Genomic DNA, 19727 nt, shown 5'->3' with positions numbered 1-19727 from the left:
GACGGCAAGCTCTCACAATTCGGTCGGTTCGGGCTGGCCCGGCCGAGACATCACAGATCCGGCCCGGCACGCCGGACCGCAGGGCGGCTGGCGGCCGTGATGGCTGCAGGGTTCGAGCGTGACATAGGCGGTGGCGCCGCGGAACGCCGAGCGGTCGGGCACTGCCTCGACCGCGACACGCTCGGCGTGACGCTCGCCGATCCGCTCGGTGGCGCCGCGGGACACGACGCAGCCGTCGCGGACGATGACGCAGCCGACCACCGGATTGGGGTCGGACAGCCCGTTATGGGCCATCGCCGTCCGCAGCGTCTCCAGCATCCAGGCTTCGTCGTCACCCGCCGTCCGGGTGGCGGGCGCGGCGTGGCGCAGCGGCTCCGGCAGCGTGTCGCGGAGGACGCCGCCGAAGCCGAAACCCGGCGAGAGTCCGGCCGGCAGCGTCAAGGCTTGCCCAGGCGGCGCACCCCCGGGGTGTCGCCGACAGCCATAGGCAGCACCGTGGCCTGGCCGGAAATCTCCGTCAGATCAATTCGATGCGCGTGCTTCTTCACCTTGGCTTCAAGGTACTGGATGTTGTGCTCGGTGATGAAGACGCCGGTCGGCACGATCTCGGCGATCTCGATCCCGGCGGCCTCGAGCTGCTTCGCCTTGTCGGGATTGTTGGTCAGCAGCCGGATCCGCTTGACCCCGAGCGCCAGCAGCATCTGCGCCGCCGGCGTGAAGTCTCGCAGATCATGCGGGAAGTTCAGCCGCTCATTGGCCTCATAGGTGTCGAGCCCCTGGTCCTGCAGCACATAGGCGTCGAGCTTGGCATAGAGGCCGATGCCGCGCCCTTCCTGGCGCAGATAAAGGACAAAACCGCCCTCTTTTCCAATGCGATGCAGGGCGTCGTTCAACTGCGGGCCGCAATCGCAGCGCTGCGAGCCGAAGACGTCGCCGGTCAGGCATTCGGAATGCACCCGCACCAGCGGCACGTCGCGGCCTTGCGGCCCGAGGGCGATGGCGAAATGCTCGCCGCCGTCGCCGAAGCCGCTGAAGGTGTGGAACACGCCCTTACCCGCCCCGTCCAGGATCGGGATGGTGACGGTGGTGCGGATCTCGACCCGCGGCGGGTTGACCGGTGCCTGCATCGAATACCCCGACGGCCGCGCCGCGACCGACCTCGTGAAACCGTGGGGACAATATCGGTGGGCGGCTTCGATATTCCCAGCCCCCCGAACGGAGATCGGCTATGCGGCGGGCTACGTCTGCAACGCCCGGATCTCGTGCACCGCCGCGATCCGGGTTCCGTCCCAGTGATAGGACAGGTGCCGCTCCTGGATCACCGGGGTCAGCACGCTGCGCGGCCGGAACACGGCGGCACACAGCCCTCCGGCATGGCGGACGCTGTCATAGGCGATGCCGAAGGCGCCGTCGCCATGCAGCCGCCGCCCCAGCGCCTGGCCGGCCGAATAGTCGACCGGGTCGTAGACGCCGGGCAGCTCGGCGCCCAGGCCGCGGATGTCGCGCAGCCCACCCGACAGGCTGTTGATCAGGACCCGCATGTCGATGGTGGTCGCCGGCGTCGCCGTCGCGGCGAAGAAGCGGGCGCGGTGATAGCTGGTCTCCGCCACCGCCGTATCCAGCGCCGCGGCGCCGTAATAGGCGCCATAGGTGCCGTCGGTGAAGCGGCTGCCATCCGGATGCAGATGGGTGAAGGGCGCCATGATGAAGCTGGTGCCCGGGCCGCTCATCCGCTCCTCCAGCGGCACCAGCGCGATCTGCCCGACCTGGTCGCGCAGCCTGTCGTTGGTGCGGGATTCGAGCTCGATCAGCAGCTCCCAATCCTCCGGCGGCGCCACCCGCTCGAACAGGTCGATCGGCGGATAGCGGCTCGGGATGATGCGCCAGCACTCGGGCCAGTCGACCCGGCGCAGCGGGATGACTAACCCCAACCGCCGCGCTCCGCATCGAGGTAGCGGCGGACCACGAACAGGTCGGCGACGTTGCCCGACAGCATGCGATCGAGCGCCGAGCGCCCACCGAAGGGCGAGGCCGTGTTCGGCCGCCGCACCCAGCCATCGGCCAGCTTGGCGTCCTTGAACAGAATCTGCAGCGCCCGGTAGATGCCGAGGATGTAGGAGATCCGCTCCATCGTGTCGGCCGAGGGATGGCCGGTCGCGCCGGCCTTCCAGCGATAGAAGGTGGCCTTGGACGGGCGGCCCAGCAGCACGCGCTTCTCCTCGTCCTTCAGCCCCCAGGCCTCGACGATGTTGAAGAAGGCGCTCAGCCCCGCCCGGGCCACCCGCCCTTCGGCACCGACCGGCGCCACCGCCGCCTCCCGCGCCATCATCGAACCGCTCCTTTTTTCAAACTCATTTGAGACTTTCAATCTCGTTTGAGATAAATATAGCGAGAGACCCGGCTGATGACAAGTCCCGCCGCATCAACACGGCAGCCCCTCCCCGCGTTGCATCCTGGTTGACGCCGTCTGCAGGCCATGGCTCTACTGATGCCATGAGCGCGATCCGTTCGATGATTACCGCGACCGCCAAAACGACCACCGCCACAGGCGGGTCGTGCGGAGGTCGTGCGCGCTGATCGGACAGCGCCTCGCCGACCACCAAAGGGCCCCGCCGGCAACGGACGGGGCCCTTGGTCTTTCTGGGCTCTCCCTGCGCCGGTCCAACGCAACGGAGACTTCCCATGGACGACATCGATCACCGCAGCCTCGGCAACCGCCTCGACCTGTTCCACCAGCAGGAGGACGGCCCCGGCATGGTCTTCTGGCACCCGCGCGGCTGGGCGCTCTACCGCGTGGTCGAGGACCATGTCCGAAGGCGCATGGCCCGGGCCGGCTATCGCGAGGTGCGGACACCGCAGCTGCTGGCCCGCGGCCTGTGGAACCGCAGCGGCCACTGGCAGAAATTCGGCGCCCAGATGTTCGCCGTGGCCGATGAGGGCCGGATCATGGCGCTGAAGCCGATGAGCTGCCCCGGGCACATCCAGATCTTCAACAAGCGCGTGCGGTCGCATCGCGAGCTGCCGATCCGCTACTTCGAGTTCGGCGCCGTGCACCGCAACGAGCCATCCGGCGCGCTGCAGGGGCTGATGCGGGCGCGCGGCTTCGTCCAGGACGACGCCCATGTGTTCTGCCTGGAGCAACAGATCCAGGCCGAGGTGGCGCGGTTCTGCGGCCTGCTGCGCCGGATCTACGCCGATTTCGGCTTCGACCGCTTCGACGTCGCCTTCGCCACACGGCCGGTGCAGCGGGCGGGGTCGGACGAGGTCTGGGACCGGGCCGAGGCGGCGCTGGCGGACGCGGCGCGGCAGGTCGGGCTCGACTTCGAGACCCTGCCCGGCGAGGGCGCCTTCTACGGCCCGAAGCTGGAATTCCACCTGCGCGACAGCCGCGACCGGCGCTGGCAATGCGGCGTCATCCAGCTCGACCTGGTGATGCCGGAGCGGCTAGATGCCGCCTATGTCGACGAGCATGGCAACCACCAATTGCCCGTGATGCTGCACCACGCGGTGCTGGGCAGCCTGGAGCGCTTCATCGGCATCCTGCTCGAGCACCATGAAGGCAAGCTGCCGCTGTGGCTGGCGCCGGAGCAGGTGGTGGTCGCCTCGATCGGCGCGGACGACGTCGTCCCGGCCTGCCGGGTGGCCGAGGCGTTCGAGGCGGCGGGGCTGCGCGTCGCCCTCGACGCCCGGCCGGAGCGGCTGTCGCGCAAGATCGTCGACGCCCATGCCGATGGCGTCCCTGTGCTGGCCGCGATCGGCGCGCGCGAGGCGCGGGACGGCACCGTGGCGCTGCGCTATCGCGACGGCCGTCAGGAATCCCTGCCCCTGGCCGCCGCGATCGCCCGGCTGGAGGCCGAGGCGCAATCGCCGGCCCCTGCCCTCGCCGCCTGATCTGCGGGGGCGCGGAATATGCTTTGCCGCGCCCCGCTTCGGCGCCAGGATTCCGGAACGGTCCCAAGCACCGGAGACGGTCGATGGCCAGCACCTCCCTGGCGGCGCAGGACAGCCGTCTGCACCGCGTTCTCCGTCATCTCGGCCATGAGATCCGCCACGTCCTGCCGCCGACCCTGTTCTTCCTGGTCGGCTTCAACCTGATCGTGTTCACGCAGAACCTGGTGCTGTCCGAATACCTCGCCCGGTCGATCAACTTCCTGGTCGCGACCACGGCGGCGCTGGTGGTCGGCAAGGCGGTGCTGGTCGCCGACAAGATGCCGTTCCTGCGGCGCTTCGACCACGCGCCGCTGATCCTGCCGATCCTGTTCAAGACCTTCGTGTACTGGGCCTTCGTCTTCATCGCCCGGCTGCTCGAGGCCTTCATCCACCATGTCGTCGATAGCGGCCAGATCGGCGGCTTCGGCGCGGCCCTGGCGGAGCAGTTCTCCTGGCACCGGTTCCTCTTCATCCAGATCTGGATCCTGGTGCTGTTCCTGATCTACACGACCGGCGCCGAGCTGAACGCCCTGTTCGGTGACGGCGAGCTGGCCCGGATCCTGTTCCGGCACCGCTCCTCCGATCTCAAGCAGACCCGGCGGCAGCGCATCCGCGCCCTGGTGCGGCTGAGCCATCTGACCGAGGACCAGCCGACCTCCGCCCTGCGCGACCCCGCCACCCCTGCCCATCGCGAGCTCGTCGGGCTGATCGAGCAACTGGCGCAGGACGCCGGGCGGCGCGGCAAGGCGGCCAGAGGATAGCGGCGACCCCGCGACCCTTCATCGCGGCCGGATAGCTGGGCCGCCCGCGCTATTCTCGCGCCGGACCCGATCGAGACGGCAGAAATGGCACGACGGCTTGCACAAGCGCTGATGTTCGCGGTGATCGCGGCGCTCGCCCTACCATTGTCGATGGCATCGGGACGAGCCGCCGGCACGGATGTCGAAGCCACGCTGCCGGTCGACGGCGTGGCCCGCAGCTACATCCTGCACCTGCCGCCGGCCGCGGCGGGCGGCAACCCGCTGCCGCTGGTGGTGGTGCTGCATGGCGGCGGCTCCAACGCCGACAGCGCGATCGCCCTGACCGGCTTCAGCGCCGAGGCCGATACGGAAGGCTTCATCGTCGCCTATCCGAACGGCACCGGCCGCCTGAAGCCGACCGCCGAGACCGCCGGCCAGTTCAGCTGGAACGCCGGCGATTGCTGCGGCGCGGCGATGCGGCAGGACGCCGACGATGTCGGCTTCCTGCGCGCCCTGGTGTCGACGATCGAGCAGGAGCGCGCGGTCGACCGCCACCGCGTCTACGCCGCCGGCTTCTCCGCCGGGGGCATGATGGCCTATCGCCTGGCCTGCGACGCCAGCGACATCTTCGCCGGAATCGCCGTGGTCTCGGGCGCCATCCTGGTGCCGTCCTGCACCCCGAGCCGCCCCGTCTCGGTGATCCACGTCCACGGCACCGGCGACGAGGCGGTCCCGTTCAAGGGCACCCCCGAGCGCGAGAGCTATGCCCGCGCCAAGTTCCCGCCGGTGCGGGACTCGGTCGCCTTCTGGGCCGCCTTCGACGGCTGCCGGGCGCAGCCGGTGGCGCGGGCGACGGTGCTGGGCATCAAGGTGGAGGATTATCCGGACTGCCGGGCCGGAACCGCGGTCCGGTTCGACGTGGTCGAGGACGGCTACCACGCGTGGCCGGACGGCCAGATGACCCCCGGCTTCGCCGCCACGCCGCATATCTGGCGCTTCTTCGCCGACCACCCGCGGCTGTGAAGCGCGACATTCTGCCCGCAAATGACTTTATCGAGGCCGTCGGCATGTGTTTAGAACGAAAAGCACGGGTGCGCCGGACCACGCCGCCACCTGAAAGCGTCGTTGCAGGCTGGTACGAGAATGCCAGCCTACTCGATAGCTACAGCATCGATTTGAGTTCATCGAAACAGTACAGCATGCGCATGCTGGCGACCCGGACAGTCGGCGATCCGCCCGCGTGGATCAAGGCGTTGGTCGCGGTGCGCGATGCCATGGTGACGCCCCTTGGCGTCAAAACCTCCGGCGAGGTCCGAGCGTCCAGGGCCGACAACGATCGCGTGGACTTCTTCCCGGTGCAATGGGAAGGCAACGACGAGATTGTGCTGGGTGAGGATGATCGACACCTGGACTTCCGGTTATCGCTGCTCCGTCGCAATTCTCCAACCGGCACGCAGCTCATCGCGACAACCGTCGTGCACTCCCACAATGCCGTCGGCCTCACCTATCTCAACGTGATCAGGCCCTTTCATTACCTCGTGGTCAGGACTCACCTGGCACACTTTGCACGAGCACAAGGTTAGTGGTCACAAAAATCTTGATTTCTGCACCCAGCATCAAAATCGAAAGAAATACTTTCATTCAATCACGAATGTCTTCGCTTCCGCACCCTTCGAATATGTCTTACCTCATACCGCAGGCAATCCCAGTTCGCGGCGCAGGCCGATAGCGGCCTCTGCTCCGACCGGCAGAGCCCTGTCCTCCAGCCGCCCCACGGCGCGGATCGACAGAGCGTTGGTCAGCAGCAGCGCTCCCGCCCGCCGCAGATCCTCGACCGCGAGCGGCCGCTCCACTGCCTCCAGCCGCGCCAGCACCTCGGCGCGCATGATCCCGGGCAAGGCCCCCTCCGCCACCGGCGGCGTTACCCAGGCGCCATCGATCCGGGCGAACAGGTTGGCGATGGTGGTCTCGGCCACCCGGCCCGCGGTGTTCAGCATCACCGCGTCGTCGGCGCCGCGCTCCGCCGCCTCGCGCCGGGCCAGCACCGCGTCGAGATAGTTGAGCGACTTCACCCGGCTGAGCGGCGAGGCCTGGTTGCGGCAGGTCCCGCGGGCGACGACCAGAGCCACAGACCCCTGCGGCGGCAGCCCGGCATGGCCGGCGACCAGCACGGTTGGAAATGGCGCCGCCGGGGGCAGCACGCCGCGCGGTCCGGTGCCACGGCTGACGGTCAGGCGCAGCACCCCGGCCTCGATCCCCTCAGCCGCGATCACCGCGGCGCAGGCTTCGGCCAGCGCGGCATCGCCGAAGCGCGCCGGGATGCCCAGCACGGCGCTGCCTTCGGTCAGCCGCGCCAGATGCCGGTCCAGCCAGACCGCGGCGCCGTCGCGCACCCGGATGGTCTCGAACAGCCCGTCGCCGAGGATGAAGCCGCGGTCGGCCGGGTCAATCCGTGCCGCCCCGGCCGTCAGCATCTCGCCATTCAGCCAGGGCATCAGCCGGTCCCCGCCAGCGCCTGCAGCAGCGGCCGGACCTTCACCATGGCCTCGTCATACTCGGCGTCCGGGTCGGAATCATAGACGATGCCACCGCCGGCCTGGGCTGCCACCTGCCCCTGCGCCCCGCACAGCGTGCGGATGACGATGCTGGAATCCATCGACCCGTCGAAGCCGAGATGGACGACCGAGCCGCAATAGGCCCCGCGCCGCGCCGGCTCCAGCTCCCGGATGATCTCCATCGCCCGGATCTTCGGCGCGCCGGTGATCGAGCCGCCGGGGAAGCAGGCGCGCAGCAGGTCGACCGCGCTGCGGCCCGGCGCCAGCCGCCCCTCGACCACCGACACCAGGTGATGCACCCGGGGGAAGGTCTCGAGCCCGCACAGCACCGGCACCCGCACGCTGCCGACGGCGCAGACCTTCGACAGGTCGTTGCGCAGCAGGTCGACGATCATCAGGTTCTCGGCCCGGTCTTTCGTGCTGGCCTGCAGTTCCGCCGCCAGCGCGGCATCCGTCGCCGGATCGACGCCGCGCGGCCGGGTCCCCTTGATCGGCCGGGTCTCGACCCGCCCGGCCGGGTCGACCGCCAGGAACCGCTCCGGCGAGGCGCTGGCGATCCACCGCCCCTGCCCCAGGTCGAGGAAGGCGGCGAAGGGCGCCGGCGACAGGGCGCGCAGGCGGCGATGCAGCGTGAACGGGTCGAGCCCGTCCGGCAGGTCGGCCAGGAAGCGCTGGGTCAGGTTGGCCTGGTAGATGTCGCCGGCGGTGATCCAGTCGCGGATCCGCCGGACGCCGTCGCGATAGCCGTCCGCCGGCATCTCCGACTGCCAGACGCCGCGGGGCGTCGCGTCGGGCGGCGGCGAGGCCGGGGCTCCGGCGATCGCCGCGGTCAGGTCGTCGGCCTGCGCCTGCGCCCAGTGACGGCGGGCCACGGGGTTCTCCTCGGGCCAGCCGGTCGACAGCACCCAGGCCCGCCGCTGCACCGCGTCGAACACGGCGACGCAGTCATAGAGTCCGAAGGCGATGTCCGGCAGGGCGAGCCCGACCGGCTGCGGCGCCGGCATGCGGTCGGCGAAGCGCCCGGCCTCGTAGCCCAGAACACCGATCGCGCCGGGCCCGAGCGGCGGCAGCTCCGGATCGGGCTCGACCCGATAGCGGGCCAGCAGCGTGGCGATGGCGCCGAACGGATCGGCCGGCGTCTCAGCGGCCCCGACCTCGACCCAGCGGAACGGATCGGCCGCGATCAGCGACCAGCGGCCCCGCGTCCCGTCGACCAGGGCCGAATCGAGCAGCACCGGCCGGGACCGATGGCGGATCGCGGCGAAGGCCTCGACCGGGTCGCGCCACGGGATCGGCCGGCACAGGACATCCGGCGCCACGGTGACGGGCAAAGGGAACGGAGTGGCCAAGCGGTGGTTCACGTAACGATCGGGCTCCGGCGGACAGGTCAGCCCGAAGCTAGCACGCGGCGGGTCGGCACACACCGCCGCGCCTTCGGGAGGCATTCATGGAACTGGTTTCCCGCGCGGCCTTCTTTCTCGTCAGCGTCATCCTGATGCTTCTGGCGGCCGGGCTGACCGCCTATGCGATCTATTCGGTGGTGACGACCTTCCAGACGCCGCACGCCGCGACCGACACGGCGATGCTGGACGTCATCGGCTACCTGATCATCGCCATCGCCGTGTTCGACGTCGCCAAGTACCTGCTGGAGGAGGAGGTCGCGCGGGGCCAGGAGCGGCGCCGCGCCTCCGAAGTGCGCAAGAGCCTGACCAAATTCATCTCGACCATGATCATCGCCGTCTTCCTCGAAGCCCTGGTGGTGATCTTCAAGGTGGCGCGCGACGACGTGAACCTGCTGCTGTACCCGACCGCGCTGATCGTGGCCGGGACCGGCATGATGCTCGGCCTCGGCCTGTTCCAGCGGCTCAGCGCCTCGGTCGAGCGCGACATCGAGCGGGGCGCGGTCGACGACACCGACGACGAGGAGGGCGAAGCGCCGCGCGTCAGGCGGCGCAAACCGTCCCCGTCCTGAGTCCGCGCGTCAGATCCCGGAGCCGGCCATCGTGTCCGGCCCCGTCCGGGCGCTGCCGTCCGGGCGCAGCCGCAGCAGCCATTCGCGCCCGACCTTGACCATCGGCTTGCCGTCGTATTCGACGATGTCGGCCGTGGCGTAGGTCTCGCTCCAGCGCTCCGGCAGGAAGCTGCCGGTGCCGACCACGTCGATCGGCGCCTTGGCCAGCGCCATCACCCGGCACTTGGCCGGGCTGAAGCCGCTCGAGGCGACGATCTTGACCTTGCCGAAGCCGGCTTCGTCCAGCTTGTCGCGCAGATGGTGGATCGCCGCGGCCGAGACGCCGGTGCCGATCAGATGGCGCAGCTCCTCTTCGCTGCGATAGCCGCGCACCGCCTCGGGCACGTGCCGCTCCAGCACCGCGTAGGATTCGCCGGGCCCCAGCCCTTCCATGTAGCGGCCGCCGCCGGTGTCGATGCGGACCGACAGCCGGCCGGCCGCCGCCATCTCCGGGAAGCGGCGGCAGACCTCGAGCGCGTCGGTGACCTCGCGGGCGAAGTAGTCGACCAGGACGGTCAGCGCCTCGTCCGGGTACACCTCGTGGAACATCTCCGCGGCACGGACGGTCGAGCCGGCATAGCCGATCAGGGCGTGCGGCATGGTGCCGAGGCCGGCGGTCTGACCGAAGAAATGCGCCGTGGCGTCGGTGGCGTTGCCGACGAAGCCCTTGGCGTCGTGCTTGCGCCGGGCCCGGGCCGAGCCGACGCTGGCGGCATAGGCCATCGACTCCGCCATCTCGGTGCCGGCGCAGTGCCGCGCATCCATCGCCAGGAAGGCGGCGCGGGACAACTCGGCGCACATGGTATAGGCGTTGTAGGCGGCGACGCAGGCCGGGCCCAGCTTCTGCAGCAGCACCGTCTCGCAATCGACCAGGTGGCGCAGCGGGCCGGTGATGTAGAGCAGCGGCTCGCCCGACCCGACCCATTTGCCCTCGGCGTAGCGCAGCTCGATCTCGACCGTGAAGCCGCGCTCCTTGGCCACCTGCTGCAGCCACTCGATCGCCAGCCGCGGCGCGGCCACCACCGGCCGGCGCATGAACACGGCATAGGTGACGCGGGTGTCGCCGAAGCGCTCCACGATCCCCTTGGTCCGCAGGAAGTACTTGTCGGTCCAGCGCGACAGCTCGTCGACCGAAGGGGTCATGGACGCCGTTCCCTGGGTTGCTATTCCGCAGCCGCGGCCCGGCGGGCCGCATCCTGTGCGCTGCGCTCCTGCTTCAGCTTCTCGGCGATCAGGAACGCCAACTCCAGCGACTGGCTGGCGTTCAGCCGCGGGTCGACCGCGGTCTGGTAGCGCAGCGACAGCGCCTCGTCGGTGATGGCCTGGGCACCGCCGGTGCATTCGGTGACGTCCTGGCCGGTCATCTCGAAATGCACGCCGCCGGGATGGGTGCCCTCGGCCCGGTGCAGGTCGAAGAAGTCGCGCACCTCGGACAGGATCCGGTCGAACGGCCGGGTCTTGTAGCCGGAGGGTGAGGAGATGGTGTTGCCGTGCATCGGGTCGCAGCACCAGACCACGGTGCGGCCCTCGTCGCGCACCCGGCGCAGCAGCGGCGGCAGCTTGTCCACGACCTTGTCGGCGCCCATGCGCACGATCAGGGTCAGCCGCCCGGCCTCGTTGTCCGGGTTCAGCGCGTCGATCAGGCGGATCAGGTCGTCGGGGTCCAGCGACGGGCCGCATTTCAGGCCCAGCGGGTTCTTCACCCCGCGCAGGAACTCGACATGCGCGCCGTCGGCCTGGCGGGTACGGTCACCGATCCACAGCAGATGGGCCGAGACGTCGTACCAGTCGCCCGAGGTGCTGTCGATCCGGGTCAGCGCCTGCTCATAGGGCAGCAGCAGCGCCTCGTGGCTGGTGTAGAAATCGGTCTCGCGGATCGCCGGCGTGGTCTCGGCGTTGACGCCGCAGGCGGCCATGAACTCGAGCGCCTCGTCGATCCGGCTGGCGAAAGCCTCGTAGCGCTCGCCCCAGGGCGACCGGGTGACGAAGCCGAGGTTCCACGAATGCACCTTGTGCAGGTCGGCATAGCCGCCCTGGGCAAAGGCGCGCAGCAGGTTCAGCGTGGCGGCCGACTGGTTGAAGGCCTGCACCATGCGCGCCGGGTCGGGGATACGCGAGGCCTCGTTGAACTCGACGCCGTTGATGATGTCGCCGCGATAGGAGGGCAGCGAGACGCCGTCGATCGTCTCCATGTCGGCGGAGCGCGGCTTGGCGAACTGGCCCGCCATGCGGCCGACCTTCACCACCGGCAGGCCGCCGCCGAAGGTCAGGATGACCGCCATCTGCAGCAGCACGCGGAAGGTGTCGCGGATCTTGTCCGGGTGGAACTCGGCGAAGCTCTCGGCGCAGTCGCCGCCCTGCAGCAGGAATGCCTTGCCCGCGGCGACGCGGCCGAGCGCCGCCTTCAGCGAGCGGGCCTCGCCGGCGAAGACCAGCGGCGGGTACTTCGACAGGGTCTGCTCCGCCGCCGCCACCTTGGCCGCGTCGGGATATTGCGGCATCTGCCTCACCGGCATCGCGCGCCAGGAGTCAGGGGTCCACCGTTCCGCCATCGCCGTACACTCCGCACCTTACGCCCCTGCCCGCGCACTCCCCATGGCGGCCAGGACCGGATGTGAGGCTATACGCCTGCGCCTTCGGCTTTGCCAGCGTCGCAGCGCAGCCCTCTTATGACAAGAACGGCGTGCGGCGGCCGCTACGCCGGCTTGTCCGCCGCGAGCAGCAGGAAGGGGGGCCGGCGCCGCTGCAGCGCGAGCTCCGGCCGGGCCTGCAGCGCCGCCGGATCGGCCTCGGGCTCCTCCAATCGCGCCAGGGACAACCCGGCGTCGACCAGGCCGTTCACATAGCTGGCGACGGTGCGATGGTGCTTGACCACCCCGTCGACGAACCAGCGCGTGTCGCGCCGCCCTTCCTCGCCGTAGCGGTCGACCGGCCAATGCAGCTCGGCCCCGTCGGCATCGCGATGCCATTCATAGACGCCCAACGCGGTGCACATCGGGTGCTCGACCGAGAAGACGAAACGGCCTCCCGGCACCAGGGCGGCAGCGATCTTCCGAACCGCGCCCGCATAGTCGGCGACGTAGTGCAGGGCCAGCGACGAGACGGCCAGATCGAACGCTCCCGGCTCCACCGCCAGCGCCTCGATCGCCGCCTGTTCGTAGCGGATCGCGGGATCCGAGGTCCGCCGCCGGGCTTCCGCCAGCATCTTCGCCGAAACGTCGATCCCCATGACCGAGGCCGCCCCGCGCGCCCGGGCGGAGCGGGCGAAGTCACCGAAGCCGCAGCCGAGATCGAGGATGCGCAGCCCGGCGAGCGACGCCGGCAGCAGCCGCGTCAGGGCCGGCTGCTCCAGCACGGCATTCAGCCCGCTCTCGGCCTCGCGCAGCGCGGCATAGCCGGCGAAGAACACCGGGTCGTCATAGATATTCTGCGGCGAATCCGTCACTGCGCCAGCCCGGGGCTGGCCGGGCGCTCGACCTTGCTGCGCATGGTCACGAACTCCTCCGCCGCGGTCGGGTGGATGCCGATGGTGGCGTCGAACTGCGCCTTGGTGGCGCCGCAGATCAGCGCGATCCCCAACCCCTGGACGATCTCCGGCGCATCCGGCCCGACCATGTGGCAGCCCAGCACCCGGTCGGTCTTGGGGTCGACCACCAGCTTCATCAGCGTCCGCTCCTCGCGGCCCGACAAGGTGTGGCGCATCGGCCGGAACACGGCGCGGTAGACATCGACCTCGCCATGGCGCTCGCGCGCCGCCGCCTCGGTCAGCCCGACCGTGCCGATCGGCGGGTTGGAGAACACCGCCGTCGGCACGTTCTCGTAGGACGGCACCCGCGGCTTGCCGCCGAACAGCGTGTCGGCCAGGGCATGGCCCTCGGCGATCGCCACCGGCGTCAGGTTCAGCCGGTCGGTGACGTCGCCCAGGGCGTAGATGTTGGGCACGCTGGTCCGGTACTGCTCGTCGACGGCGATGGCGCCGTCGGCATCGACCGCCACACCGACCGTCTCCAGCCCCAACCCCGCCGAGTTCGGCTTGCGGCCGGTGGCGTACATCACCCCGTCGGCGGCGACGACCTCGTCGTTGCTCAGCGTCACCGCCAGGGCGTCGCCAACCTTGGCGATGCCCTCGACATTGCAGCCGAGGCGCAGATTGACCCCGGCCTTGCCGATCTCGGTGGCGAGATGGACGCGCAGATCGTCGTCGAAGCCGCGCAGCACCATGTCGCCGCGATGCACCAGCGTCACCTCGGCGCCGAGGCCGTGGAAGATGCCGGCGAACTCGACTGCGATGTAGCCGCCGCCGACGATGACCACGCGCTGCGGCATCCGCTCCAGATGGAACGCCTCGTTCGAGGTGAAGGCGAGCTCGCGGACGCCCGGCCGGTCCGGCAGCACCGGCCAGCCGCCGGTCGCCACCAGGATGCGGTCGGCGGTGACGCGCTTGCCGCCGACCTCGACCGTGTGGGCGTCGACCAGTACCGCCCGGGCGTCGAACATGGTGGCGCCGACACCGGTCAGCAGGTTGCGGTAGATGCCGTTCAGCCGCCCGATCTCGGCGTCCTTGCGGGCGATCAGCGTGGCCCAGTCATGGGTCGCGCCCGGCACGGTCCAGCCGAAGCCGGCGGCGTCCTCGAAATCGGCGGAGAAATGCGCCGCCATCGCCAGCAGCTTCTTCGGCACGCAGCCGACATTGACGCAGGTGCCGCCCCAGTAGCGCTCCTCGGCGATGCCCACCCGGGCGCCGTGCTGCGCCGCGATGCGGGCCGAGCGCACGCCACCCGAGCCGCCGCCGATGACGAAATAGTCGAAATCGTATCCGGTCATGGCATGTCCAGACCGCCCGCCGCGGTCAAAGCGGCGCGGCCGGCGACCGGCCGCGCGGGAAGGGGTTCACCCGGCATTTGGGCCGCGGACCGCGATCGAGGCAAGCCCGTTCCGCCCGCAGGGCCGCTATGTCCTCCGGAGATCTCAGGGCGCGGGCCGCAGCGAGGTCGTTGTGCCGTCCGCCTGGCCGATGATCGCCTGCTCGGCGCCGCCGAGGAACAGACCGGTCTCGACCACCCCGGCGATCGACTTGACCGCCCGCTGCAGCCCATCCGGGTCGCGGATCGGCGCGAAGCCGCCGCAATCCAGGACCAGGTTGCCGCCATCGGTGCGGACCGCGGCGCCGTCGCGCTGCCGCAGCACCGGGGCGCCGCCCAGGGCCGAAAGGCGCCGGGCCGTCGCCTCCCAGCCGAACACCGTGACTTCGACCGGCAGCGGCGCCTTCTCGCCGAGCACCTCGACGATCTTGGAGGCGTCGACCACGGCGATGAAGCGGGCCGCGGCCTCGGCCACGATCTTCTCACGCAGCAGCGCCCCGCCCAGCCCCTTGATCAGGCGCAGCGTCCCGCGCTCGACCTCGTCGGCACCGTCGATGCACAGGTCGAGCGCCTCGGTCGCGGCGAAGTCGGTCAGCGGGATGCCGAGCGCACGGGCCCGCTCGGCCGTCTGCTCCGAGGTCGGGATGCCGGTGACGCGCAGCCCCTCCTCCCGGATGCGGCGGCCCAGCGCATCCAGCACCCAGCGCACGGTCGAGCCGGTGCCGAGGCCGAGCCGCATGCCGTCCTCGACCAGCGCCGCCGCGGCCTCGCCCGCGGCGCGCTTGCCCTGCTCCTGCGGCGACAGGGTCTCGGTCACCGGTTCAGCCCGCCCACGCACAGGTATTTGACCTCGAGATAATCCTCGATGCCGTAATGCGAGCCCTCACGGCCGAGGCCGCTTTCCTTCACCCCGCCGAAGGGAGCGACGGCGGTCGAGATCAACCCCTCGTTGATGCCGACGATGCCGTATTCCAGCGCCTCGCCGACCCGCCAGATCCGGCCGATGTCGCGGCTGTAGAAGTAGGAGGCGAGGCCGAACTCGGTGTCGTTGGCCATCCGGATCGCCTCCTCCTCGGTCTTGAACCGGAACAGCGGCGCCAGCGGGCCGAAGGTCTCCTCCTTCGCCACCTTCATCTCCGGCGTCACGTCGGTCAGGATCGTCGGCTGGAAGAAGGTGCCGCCGAGGGCATGGCGCTTGCCGCCGAGGGCGAGATGGGCCCCCTTCTCCAGGGCGTCGGCGATGTGCTCCTCGACCTTCTCGACCGCCTTCATGTTGATCAGCGGCCCCTGCTGGGCGCCGTCGGTCATGCCATCGGCGACCTTCAGCGCGCCGACCGCCTCAGCCAGCTTGGCGGCGAAGGCATCGTAGACTCCGTCCTGCACCAGCAGGCGGTTGGCGCAGACGCAGGTCTGGCCGGTGTTGCGGTATTTCGAGGCGATCGCCCCCTGCACCGCGGCGTCGAGATCGGCGTCGTCGAAGACGATGAAGGGCGCGTTGCCGCCCAGCTCCATCGACACCTTCTTCACCGTCGAGGCGGATTGCTGGATCAGCAGCTTGCCGATCTCGGTCGACCCGGTGAAGGTCACCTTGCGCACGATCGGGCTCGAGGTCATCTCGCCGCCGATCTCGCTGGCGCTGCCGGTGATGACCGAGAACACGCCGGCCGGGATGCCGGCACGCTCCGCCAGCTCGGCCAGGGCCAGGGCCGAATAGGGCGTCTCGCTGGCCGGCTTGACCACCATGGTGCAGCCGGCGGCCAGCGCCGCGCCGGCCTTGCGGGTGATCATCGCCGCCGGGAAGTTCCAGGGCGTGATCGCGGCACAGACGCCGATCGGCTGCTTGATCACGACGATGCGGCGGTCGCCGGCCGGCGCCGGGATGGTGTCGCCGTAGATCCGCTTGCCCTCCTCGGCGAACCACTCGACGAAGCTGGCGGCATAGGCGATCTCGCCGCGGCTCTCGGCCAGCGGCTTGCCCTGCTCCGCCGTCATCAGCTTCGCCAGGTCCTCCTGATTCGCCATCATCAGCTCGAACCAGCGCCGCAGGATCGTGAACCTCTCCTGCGCCGTCTTGGCGCGCCAGGCCGGCCAGGCCTTGTCGGCGGCGGCGATGGCGCGGCGGGTCTCGGCGGCGCCGGCGCGCGGCACGGTGCCCAGCCTGGCGCCGTCGGCCGGGTTGGTGACCTCGATCACCCGCCCGTCATCAGCGTCCGCCCATCGGCCGTCGACATAGCTTTGCTGGCGGAAAAGCTTCGAGTCGGTGAGCTGCATCGGTTCGGTCTCCCTCTTCTCGGCGCATCTTGCCGCCTGAATCTCGGAAGGAGGTTGTAGCGCGGCCGGCGGAAGGCGGCCAAGGCGTCCAATACTCTGCTATGCGCCAGACGCGGGGCTCGCCGCGTCGCTGCAAGGTCCGAAACCGGAACATCGGTCGTTTTTGTCGGACAATGAATGCATTAGCAGCCGCTTCGCTTCGGAGCTATCAAGTAGCCACCCCAGTCAATTGAACCCGTCAACTTTCCAGCATCGTGTCCAGGGCCGAACGAATAGGCATCCGAAACGACCTATGCACTTTGCAAAAGTCGAATAATTTTTTTACGCCCGCCTGCAATACATGAACCCGGATCGCTTCTGTATTGGCGTTCGAAAGCGGGCAGAAATCTGGCGGAAAGGTGTCATTTCCGCTTGGCGGGAATATTTCAGAATGTTACTAACCGTTCTTGCCGGTGAGGGGGCGGTGACTGGGGTCACCGAACGAGCCGGCCGGAAAGGCGCTGCATCCGTTTGGAGCGCCAAGGGAGCGAGTGCAGTCCGATTGACACAGCGCAGGGGGGACGGGCCAGTGATGACCCGCGACACTGACTATGACCACAGAATCAGAACTCAAACTCGGGCCAAGCGCCCACTCAGTACCCTCACTGCAAGTCTGTTGACGCTGGTCTGCAGCGTCGCCCTTCTCAGCGAAACCGCACACGCCGCCTCACGCACCACGCGCGAGTTGAATGCCGCGGCTGCCGCAGCCGCCGGCCAGTCCAGCGATCAGGTCGAAGGCGCCGTCCGCGACGCCGTGGCCACCCGCCAGGCGGCGACGGACCAGCCGGCCAGCCCGGCACCGGCCACGGAGCGGAAGACGGTCACAGCACCGGCGCCCCGGGCTCGTCCCCAGGCCCCGGCCGTGGCTACTGCAGCGATCCCGCGCACCCAGCTGACGGCCCGCAACGTCACCGAGCAGCGGCAGATCCAGCGCGTCTCGACGCTGAAGGCCCAGCATCGCCGCTGGTCCTGCGTCCCCTTCGCCCGCGAACTGACCGGCTTCCAGATCTCCGGCGATGCCTGGCGCTGGTGGGATGCAGCCTCCGGCCGCTACAACCGCGGCCGCATGCCGGTCGCCGGCTCGGTGATCGTACTGAAGCGCACCGGTTCGATGCGGCGCGGCCATGTCGCGGTGGTGCGCCGGGTGGTCAGTTCCCGCGAGATTATCGTCGACCAGGCCAATTGGGCGCCGCGCGGCCGGGTGAACGAGCCGGCCCGGGTGATCGATGTCTCGGCCAAGAACGACTGGAGCCAGACCCGCTTCTGGCATCAGCCGACCGCCCAGATGGGCACCTCGGTGTACCCGACCTACGGCTTCATCTACGCGCCGAACACCCAGGTCGCCGAACGCGCCGACTGACAGACCGCTTCCCGCTCCCGGTTCCAGCAAGGCCCGCCGCAATTGTCGGCGGGCCTTCGTCTTTTGTGGGCCGGCATGCAGAAGCGACCTTCTTTCAAAAAGAAGATTGCAGCTTTTCATTGAACTACTTAAACAGACCAGAATTATTAATTTCTCTCCACAATACTTGTGTCTCGACCAGACCCCGCGCCAACAAGCAAACAACGCGTCGGAAATGTATACGAAACTGTAAATACCGGAACCTCGGAAGAGCCATTATTTCTAATGGCGCCGCATCCCCGGCCGCGATTGGCCGAACCGCGGCCAAGCGTTCCTAGTGAGCAGCGACGACATCGTGAGCACCGAGGCGGTCCGATCCAGATCCGTTACCGAGTCCCCAGTCGTGCCGGGGACGCACCGGCCCGGCCCGGTGCCGGCCGGAGCGGTGCTCGCCGTCGTCCGCGATATCCATTCCCTCTGGGTCCCCACCTTTCTCGGCGCCGGCTTCGTGGCCTGGACCCTGCTGCCGGCCTGGCTGGCCGGCAACCTGCATCCCGACACGCTCGAAGGGCTCTACTGGGGGCAACACTGGCTCTGGGGCTACCACAAGCACCCGCCGCTGGCGGCCTGGTCCGCCGAGCTCGTCCACGCCGTGTTCGGCAGCGCCAACTGGGCCTATTACGGGCTGAGCCAGGCCTTCATCGCCGCCGCCTTTGCCGCCGTCTGGCTGCTGACGCGCGACATCGCCGGGCGCCGCGCCGCGCTGGTCGCGGTGGTGCTGCTGGCCCTGACCCACTACACCACCTACGCCGCGCCGCGCTTCAACCCGAACACCGTGCAGTTCGCCCTCTGGGCCTGGACGATGGCGCTGTTCTGGCGGGCCGTCACCCGCGACCAGGCGGTCTGGTGGGGCCTGACCGGGCTCGCCGCCGGGCTGGGCCTGCTGGCGAAGTACTCGATCGTCGTGTTGCTGGCCACGCTCCTGGCCTATCTGCTGCTGTCGCCCGCCGGCCGGCGGCACTTCGCCCGGCCGGGCCTCTATCTCGGGCTGGCGGCCTGCCTCCTGGTGGTCGCACCGCATCTGCTGTGGCTGGTGCAGAACGACTTCACCACGCTGAGCTATCTGGCCGATCGAAGCGACGACACCCTGACCGGCCCGGCGGGCCATCTGATCGGCCCCCTCACCTTCCTCGGCGACCAGGCCTTCGCCATCGCGCCGATGCTGCTGGCCGCGGCGATCGGGCTCAGCCCGCTGGGGTGGGAGCGAATCGCCGCCCTCCTCCACCTCGCCCACCAGCGGCTCCGCTCCCCGGCCGGGCTCTACCTCGCCTTCGTCTACCTGGTCCCGATCGCCGCCCTCGCCCTCGCCTCCGCCGCCACCGGCATCCGCATCCGGACGATGTGGGGCATGAGCTTCGTGCTGGCCGCGCCGCCGCTCCTGGCCCTGCTCCTGCCCGCCCTCGCGGCCTCCGGCCTGTCGGCTTCGCGCTTCCGCACCGCCGCCCTCGCCCTGGCGCCGGCCTTCATGATCGGCTTCGCCGTGCTGATGCTGGTCAAGCCCGGCCTGTCCGGCACCCCGAACATCATGAATCTCGACGGCCCGGCCCTGTCCGCGGCAGCCGAGGCGCTGTGGCGGAAGAGCCAGCCCGGCGCGCCGGAGACGGTGATCGGCACCATCCCGGAGGCCGGGACGATCTCCCTGTACGGCGCCGCTCGGCCGCAGGTGTTCGAGGATGCAGACCCGGCGCTGTCGCCCTGGATCGGCCGGGACCTCCTCCTCCGCAGCGGCGCCGTCTACGCCTCGCGGCGCCAGCCGCAGCCGGACCGCCCGATCGCCGGCCTCTGCCCCCGGGACATCACCGCCTATGCCTGGCCGGCGCGGACGGCGCTCGGCACGCCGCTCGAGAGCCGCACCGTCTGGCTCGCCGTGCTTCCCGGCCGGACCACCCCGGCCGTCACCTGCCCCGGCTCATGAGGGCC

The 19727-nt window shown here is 69.7% G+C and carries 19 protein-coding genes; 7 read left to right on the top strand and 12 right to left on the bottom strand.

Annotated features, from left to right (window positions below; translation table 11 throughout):
- Nucleotides 1-12: 12 nt before the first annotated feature.
- The 4 genes from ACTOWL_RS19005 to ACTOWL_RS18990 form a co-directional block, all read right to left on the bottom strand.
- On the bottom strand, nt 13-441 hold the full coding sequence (locus ACTOWL_RS19005; protein ID WP_441322833.1) for a hypothetical protein: 429 nt from the start codon (nt 439-441) through the stop codon (nt 13-15).
- Entirely contained in the window at nt 438-1127 is a 690-nt protein-coding gene (locus ACTOWL_RS19000; RefSeq protein WP_441322832.1) for a GTP cyclohydrolase II, read from the bottom strand. Before ACTOWL_RS19000 ends, ACTOWL_RS19005 begins: the two co-directional genes overlap by 4 nt.
- 111 nt (nt 1128-1238) lie before the next feature.
- A complete protein-coding gene (locus tag ACTOWL_RS18995) occupies nt 1239-1931 on the bottom strand; it encodes an RES family NAD+ phosphorylase (RefSeq protein WP_441322831.1) in 693 nt (230 codons plus the stop codon).
- Complete coding sequence (locus ACTOWL_RS18990) at nt 1922-2329, bottom strand: MbcA/ParS/Xre antitoxin family protein (protein ID WP_441322830.1); 408 nt, start codon at nt 2327-2329, stop codon at nt 1922-1924. Before ACTOWL_RS18990 ends, ACTOWL_RS18995 begins: the two co-directional genes overlap by 10 nt.
- 353 nt (nt 2330-2682) lie before the next feature.
- Here ACTOWL_RS18990 and thrS point away from each other — a divergent pair, with 353 nt between their 5' ends.
- From thrS to ACTOWL_RS18970, 4 genes are all read left to right on the top strand, one after another.
- Complete coding sequence (thrS, locus tag ACTOWL_RS18985) at nt 2683-3891, top strand: threonine--tRNA ligase (RefSeq protein ID WP_441322829.1); 1209 nt, start codon at nt 2683-2685, stop codon at nt 3889-3891.
- Between the two features lie 83 nt (nt 3892-3974).
- Nucleotides 3975-4691 carry a hypothetical protein gene (locus tag ACTOWL_RS18980; protein ID WP_441322828.1) on the top strand — a complete coding sequence of 239 codons (717 nt, stop codon included), beginning with the start codon at nt 3975-3977 and terminating at the stop codon, nt 4689-4691.
- An 84-nt stretch (nt 4692-4775) separates the two neighbouring features.
- On the top strand, nt 4776-5693 hold the full coding sequence (locus ACTOWL_RS18975; RefSeq protein ID WP_441322827.1) for an extracellular catalytic domain type 1 short-chain-length polyhydroxyalkanoate depolymerase: 918 nt from the start codon (nt 4776-4778) through the stop codon (nt 5691-5693).
- Nucleotides 5690-6253: a DUF2867 domain-containing protein gene (locus ACTOWL_RS18970; protein ID WP_441322826.1), complete on the top strand. Its 564-nt coding sequence runs from the start codon at nt 5690-5692 to the stop codon at nt 6251-6253. Before ACTOWL_RS18975 ends, ACTOWL_RS18970 begins: the two co-directional genes overlap by 4 nt.
- 105 nt (nt 6254-6358) lie before the next feature.
- Here the strand turns inward: ACTOWL_RS18970 and ACTOWL_RS18965 are convergent, their stop codons facing one another.
- On the bottom strand, nt 6359-7165 hold the full coding sequence (locus tag ACTOWL_RS18965) for an aminotransferase class IV (protein ID WP_441322825.1): 807 nt from the start codon (nt 7163-7165) through the stop codon (nt 6359-6361).
- The gene (pabB, locus tag ACTOWL_RS18960) at nt 7165-8574 is read right to left on the bottom strand and encodes an aminodeoxychorismate synthase component I (protein WP_441322824.1); all 1410 of its coding nucleotides are present in this window, start codon (nt 8572-8574) and stop codon (nt 7165-7167) included. Before pabB ends, ACTOWL_RS18965 begins: the two co-directional genes overlap by 1 nt.
- A gap of 98 nt (nt 8575-8672) precedes the next feature.
- Here pabB and ACTOWL_RS18955 point away from each other — a divergent pair, with 98 nt between their 5' ends.
- A complete protein-coding gene (locus tag ACTOWL_RS18955; protein ID WP_441322823.1) occupies nt 8673-9197 on the top strand; it encodes a hypothetical protein in 525 nt (174 codons plus the stop codon).
- A gap of 9 nt (nt 9198-9206) precedes the next feature.
- On the opposite strand, the gene ACTOWL_RS18950 is transcribed toward ACTOWL_RS18955, so the two are convergent.
- The 6 genes from ACTOWL_RS18950 to gabD all read right to left on the bottom strand — a co-directional run bounded on the left by ACTOWL_RS18950 (nt 9207) and on the right by gabD (nt 16369).
- Nucleotides 9207-10379 (bottom strand): nicotinate phosphoribosyltransferase, encoded by a 1173-nt coding sequence (locus tag ACTOWL_RS18950; protein WP_441322822.1) that lies wholly within the window; start codon nt 10377-10379, stop codon nt 9207-9209.
- Nucleotides 10380-10399: 20 nt separating this feature from the next.
- Nucleotides 10400-11788: a class II 3-deoxy-7-phosphoheptulonate synthase gene (locus ACTOWL_RS18945; RefSeq protein ID WP_441322821.1), complete on the bottom strand. Its 1389-nt coding sequence runs from the start codon at nt 11786-11788 to the stop codon at nt 10400-10402.
- 143 nt (nt 11789-11931) lie between these two features.
- On the bottom strand, nt 11932-12681 hold the full coding sequence (locus ACTOWL_RS18940) for a class I SAM-dependent methyltransferase (protein ID WP_441322820.1): 750 nt from the start codon (nt 12679-12681) through the stop codon (nt 11932-11934).
- Nucleotides 12678-14060, bottom strand: a complete 1383-nt coding sequence (gor, locus tag ACTOWL_RS18935) for a glutathione-disulfide reductase (RefSeq protein WP_441322819.1) — start codon at nt 14058-14060, stop codon at nt 12678-12680. Before gor ends, ACTOWL_RS18940 begins: the two co-directional genes overlap by 4 nt.
- A 144-nt stretch (nt 14061-14204) precedes the next feature.
- The gene (gene rpiA, locus ACTOWL_RS18930; RefSeq protein WP_441322818.1) at nt 14205-14915 is read right to left on the bottom strand and encodes a ribose-5-phosphate isomerase RpiA; all 711 of its coding nucleotides are present in this window, start codon (nt 14913-14915) and stop codon (nt 14205-14207) included.
- Complete coding sequence (gene gabD / locus ACTOWL_RS18925; protein ID WP_441322817.1) at nt 14912-16369, bottom strand: NADP-dependent succinate-semialdehyde dehydrogenase; 1458 nt, start codon at nt 16367-16369, stop codon at nt 14912-14914. Before gabD ends, rpiA begins: the two co-directional genes overlap by 4 nt.
- A 655-nt stretch (nt 16370-17024) precedes the next feature.
- Between gabD and ACTOWL_RS18920 the strand changes: the two genes are divergently transcribed.
- Both ACTOWL_RS18920 and ACTOWL_RS18915 read left to right on the top strand, forming a co-directional pair.
- Complete coding sequence (locus ACTOWL_RS18920; RefSeq protein WP_441322816.1) at nt 17025-17768, top strand: CHAP domain-containing protein; 744 nt, start codon at nt 17025-17027, stop codon at nt 17766-17768.
- A gap of 382 nt (nt 17769-18150) precedes the next feature.
- Complete coding sequence (locus tag ACTOWL_RS18915; RefSeq protein WP_441322815.1) at nt 18151-19722, top strand: glycosyltransferase family 39 protein; 1572 nt, start codon at nt 18151-18153, stop codon at nt 19720-19722.
- Nucleotides 19723-19727: the final 5 nt, after the last annotated feature.

The sequence above is a fragment of the Inquilinus sp. CA228 genome, assembly GCF_052078665.1.
Taxonomy (GTDB): Bacteria; Pseudomonadota; Alphaproteobacteria; order DSM-16000; family Inquilinaceae; genus Inquilinus.
Note: the sequence above shows the minus strand (reverse complement) of the source record. Positions and strands in the feature narration are given on the sequence as shown.